Below are 4748 nucleotides of genomic sequence, written 5' to 3'. Positions count from 1 at the left end.
CGCGGCCGGAGGTGACGCCGTAGGCGAGCGCCAGGGGCAGCGCCACCACGGCGACGGTGAGCCCGGCGAGCAGGTCGCGCCGGGGCGAGCGGCGCGCCGCCGCCCAGTCGGCCCGGCCGGGCAGCAGCCCGCGGAACAGCCGGCCCGTCTGCCGTACGACGTCACCGGCGCGAAGGGCAGTCGCCGCGCTCACCGGTCCGTCCCCGAGGCCCGCAGCTCGTCCAGCAGGCCGTCCCGGTCGGTGAGGACCGCGCCGAGGATGCGCCGCCCGGCGGCGAGCAGGTCCGCGACGTCGGGGGTGCTGAGCGCGTACATGACGAGGGGGCCGTGCCGGTACGAGGTGACCATGCCGGCGCGGCGCAGCACGGCGAGCTGCTGGGAGAGGTTGGACGCCTCCACGTCGATGGCGGCGAGCAGGTCGCGGACCGGTTTCGGCCCGTCCTGGAGCAGTTCGAGCACCCGGATGCGCACGGGGTGTCCGAGGGTGCGGAACAGCTCCGCCTTGGCCTGGTACAGCGGCACCGACACGACACACCCCTCCGACGACGACTCTGAAGACTTTAGCACTTGCATAAATCTTCACATCGACGGAGATGAAGGGCGTCCCGCTCAGGCCAGGTCGTTGACGCAGCGCAGCACCGGCCGGGAGGTGAGCGCCTCGGCATCCAGCGGGCACGTGGTGCTCACCGTGAAGACGACGCTCTCCCCCGGCAGCAGCGTCACCAGGGCCGCGTCGACCTGGGCGGACGGGTCCAGCCGGTCCGGGAACAGCGTCAGGTCGCGCAGCACCGTCCGCGCGGTCACCCGGACCCGCCGGCCGCCGTCCACCGGCTCGACCGCCGCGTCCCACTCCGCCGCCGGCCACCGCACGTCGCGGTCCTCGGCGAAGAACCACAGCGCGCGCTCCGCGGCGTCCCCGGCGTCCGCGACGAGCAGTTCCGCGCGGCCGTCGTCCGGCCGCGCCAGCTCCGCCGGCAGTTCCACCACGACCGAGGAGTACGCCGGGACGTCGAGGTCGACCGAGGTCTTCGCCCTCGGCTCCCCGGTGACGGTCAGCCGGGTGACGGTGGCCGGCCCGCGCCACGCCTGCGCGGTCTCGTTCACCGCCACCAGCGCCGGCCGGCCGTCGCGCGGCTGCACGGTGAGCAGCCGGTCGGCGTAGGCGCGGCGCAGCGCGTACCACAGGGGTTTGCGGCGCCCGTCGCCGTCGATCGCCGACCACGACGTGACCGGCCAGCAGTCGTTGAGCTGCCACACGACGGTGCCGGCGCACACCGGCCGGTGCGAGCGGAAGTGCTCCACGCCGAGCTGGATGGCGCGGGCCTGGTTGAGCTGGGTGAGGTAGTGCCAGTCGTCGAAGTCGGCGGGCGGCGGCAGGTGGGCGTCGAGCCCGCGCCGCAGCTTGCCGTCCCCGTCGGCTGCCTTCTGGTGGTGCGTCATGCCCGGCGAGTCGTGCGCGAGCGGGTCGTCGGAGAGGGCCCGGCGCAGCGTCGCGTACGCGGGCGGCGCCTGGTAGCCGAACTCGGCCACGAAGCGCGGCACGTAGTCCCGGTAGCGCGTGTAGTCGTCGGTGTTCCACACGTCCCAGATGTGCGTGGTGCCGTGCGCCGGGTCGTTGGGGTGAAGTTCCTCGCTGCCGGACCAGGGACTGCCCGGCCAGTACGGGACGGTCGGGTCCAGCTCCCCGACGACGGCGGGGAGCAACTCCAGGTAGTAGCCGCGCCCCCAGGTGCGCCCGGCCAGGGGTTCCTGCCAGTCCCAGTCGTGCCAGCCCCAGATGTTCTCGTTGTTGCCGGTCCAGAGCACCAGCGACGGGTGCCCGGCGAGGCGGGTGACCTGCTCGCGCGCCTCCGCCTCGACCTCGGTGCGGAACGGTTCCTCCTCCGGGTACGCGGCGCAGGCGAACAGGAAGTCCTGCTGCACCAGCAATCCCATCTCGTCGGCCAGGTCGTAGAAGTCGTCCGACTCGTACCGGCCGCCGCCCCAGACGCGCAGCAGGTTGACGTGCGCGCCGGCCGCCTGGCCGAACCGCTGCGCGAGGCGCTCCCGGGTGACCCGGTTCGGGAACGCGTCGTCGGGGATCCAGTTGACGCCCCTGACGAACACCGGCACGTCGTTGACGTGCAGCGCGAACGGGGTGCCGTGCGCGTCGGGCGTGGTGTCCAGGCGTACCGAACGGAACCCGATCCGGCGGGACGCGGCGTCCAACTCCCGGCCGTCGGCGGCGTGCAGGGTGGCGTCGAGGTCGTACCGGGGCTGGTCGCCGTACCCGATCGGCCACCACAGCGCGGGGCCCGCGACGGTGAGCGTCACGACGGCGGTCCGCTCCCCCGCCGGTACGGGGACCTCGGCGGTGACCCCGGCGACGGTGGCGCGGACGGTCAGCGGCTCGTCGCCGGTCCGCTCGACCTCGGCGTGCAGCTCCACCCGGCCGACGCCGTCGACCACGGTGACGATCGGCCGCACCGACGCGAGCCGGGCGGTGGACCAGGCGTGCAGGCCGATGTCGCGCCAGATGCCGGCGGTGACGAGCGTCGGTCCCCAGTCCCAGCCGAAGTTGCAGGCGGTCTTGCGGATGAAGTGGAACGGCTCCGGGTACGCGTTCGGCCGGTCACCGAGCCGGTCCCGGTGCGCCTCGGCATACCGGTACGGGGAGTCGAAGCGTACGGCCAGGGTGTTGCCGTGCGGGCGCAGCAGCGCGCGGACGTCGAAGCGGTACGAGCGGTGCTGGTTCTCGGTGCGGCCGACCTCGACGCCGTTGAGCGTGACGGTGGCGACCGTGTCCAGGCCGGCGCAGACCAGGTCGACCCGCTCTTCGTCGCCGGGCTGCCATCCGAACGTCGTCTCGTAGACCCAGTCGGTGCGCCCGATCCAGGTGAGGCGGTTCTCGTTGTCGTCCAGGTACGGGTCGGGGATGAGGCCGGCCGCGAGCAGGTCGGTGTGCACGCATCCGGGCACTGTCGCCGGCACCGCCGTCCCGGCGATCTGCGGCGGCACCGCCGGACCGGGCTCGGCCCGCAGCGTCCATCCCTCGTGCAGCAGAGTTCGACGGCTCACGACTTCACCGCGCCTTCCATGATTCCGCGGACGATCTGACGTCCACCGATGAACAGCATGACCAGCAGGGGCACGGTGGCGATGAACGCACCAGCGAGCACCCGCCGGTAGATCACGTAGTTGCCGCTTGCGAGGTCGGAGACCGCCACCATCGACGTCGGGTAGTCGGTGCCGCTGAGCGTGATGAGCGGCCACTGGAAGTCGTTCCAGGTGGCCACGAACGTGAGCAGGCCGAGCACCGCCAGCGCCGGGCGGATCGCGGGGAGCACGATCGTCGCGTACACCCGCATGGTCGTGGCGCCGTCGACCCGGGCCGACTCGATCAGCTCGTCCGGGACGGTGTTCAGGATGAACTGCCGCATGTAGAACACGCCGAACGCGGTGACCAGGCCGGGCGCGATGACCGCGAGCAGCGTGCCGTTCCAGCCGAGCTTGCCCATCACGATGTAGAGCGCCACGATGCCGAGCTGGTTGGGCACGGTGAGCGTGAGCACCACGAACAGCATCAGCGCGCGGCTGCCCCGGAAGCGCAGCTTGGCGAACGCGAAGCCGGCCAGCGAGCAGAAGAACAGCACCGAGGCGGTCACCACCACCGAGACGATGACGCTGTTGATCAGCGACGCGGCGAAGTAGACGTCCTGGAGGGAGAAGACCTCCTCGACGTTCGTGAGGAACCGGTCGCCGGGGACCACCGCGGGTGGCAGCTTCGCCAGCGCCTCGTCGTTGCTCGTGGCGATGACGAACATCCAGTAGAGCGGGAACGCGGCGAACAGCATGCTGACCGCGAGCAGCAGGTAGGTCCAGAGCCCGGCCGGGGTGTCCTGCGGGGCCCGGGCCACCACACGTCGGGTCGTCACCGGCGGCCTCCGGAGAGTCGGTTGGTCAGCAGGTAGTTGAGGCCGGCCACGATCAGGATGATCAGGAACAACGCCCAGGACATGGCGGCGGCGTAGCCGAGGTTGAGGTCCTTCCAGCCGACCTTGTAGATGAGCTGGGCGATGGTCTGCCACTCGCCGTCCGGCCCGCCGGTGGCGGCCTGCGCGTTCGGGTCGAACAGCATCGGCTCGGTGAACAACTGCAACCCGCCGATGGTGGAGAGGATGACTGTGAACAGGACCACCGGTTGGATCATCGGCACGGTTATCCGCCAGAGCTGCTTCCACTGCCCGGCGCCGTCGATGGCGGCGGCCTCGTAGACGTCGCGCGGGATGGACTGCATGGCGGCCAGGTAGAGCAGCGCGTTGTAGCCGATCCACTTCCAGTTGACCATGGTGGCGATGGCGATCCAGGCCTGGAGCTTGCCGGCCCGCCAGTCGATCGGGTCGTCCGCACCGCCGATGCCGAGCAGGCCGAGCACCCAGTTGGCCATGCCGAAGTCGCGGGAGAAGAAGACGCTGAACACCATCGTCGAGGCCACGATCGGTGTCACGTACGGCAGCAGGACACCCACCCGCCACCAGGTCTGCGCCCGCAGCTTCCGGTTGAGCAGCGACGCGACGAGCAGCGCGAGCAGCAGTTGCGGCACTGTGGAGAGCAGGAAGATGCCGAACGTGTTGTAAAGGGCGTTCCAGAAGTCCTCGTCGGCGGCCAGGCGGCTGAAGTTCTCCAGGCCCGCCCAGTACGGCAGCGTCGGGTCGTCCAGGCGGTCGTTGCGCAGCGACCCGACCGCGTTGAACAGCAGCGGGAACAGC

General features: G+C 71.3%; 4 protein-coding genes and 1 pseudogene. All 5 read right to left on the bottom strand.

Annotated elements, in window-relative coordinates:
- Window positions 1–193: pseudogene (locus tag KBX39_RS23665) on the bottom strand (sodium-independent anion transporter); the annotation flags it as partial.
- Entirely contained in the window at window positions 190–528 is a 339-nt protein-coding gene (locus tag KBX39_RS23660) for a helix-turn-helix transcriptional regulator (protein ID WP_210872565.1), read from the bottom strand. The gene KBX39_RS23660 and the pseudogene KBX39_RS23665, both read right to left, overlap by 4 nt.
- Window positions 529–609: 81 nt before the next feature.
- The gene (locus tag KBX39_RS23655) at window positions 610–3057 is read right to left on the bottom strand and encodes a glycoside hydrolase family 2 protein (protein WP_210872562.1); all 2448 of its coding nucleotides are present in this window, start codon (window positions 3055–3057) and stop codon (window positions 610–612) included.
- The gene (locus KBX39_RS23650; RefSeq protein ID WP_069087625.1) at window positions 3054–3914 is read right to left on the bottom strand and encodes a carbohydrate ABC transporter permease; all 861 of its coding nucleotides are present in this window, start codon (window positions 3912–3914) and stop codon (window positions 3054–3056) included. The genes KBX39_RS23655 and KBX39_RS23650 overlap by 4 nt, the downstream gene beginning before the upstream one ends.
- A partial coding sequence (locus tag KBX39_RS23645) for a carbohydrate ABC transporter permease (RefSeq protein ID WP_210872560.1) occupies window positions 3911–4748 on the bottom strand: 838 nt, incomplete at its 5' end. The genes KBX39_RS23650 and KBX39_RS23645, both read right to left, overlap by 4 nt.

Source organism: Micromonospora sp. D75, assembly GCF_018070405.1.
GTDB lineage: Bacteria > Actinomycetota > Actinomycetes > Mycobacteriales > Micromonosporaceae > Micromonospora > Micromonospora chalcea.
This window is presented reverse-complemented; position numbering and strand designations above follow the sequence as displayed.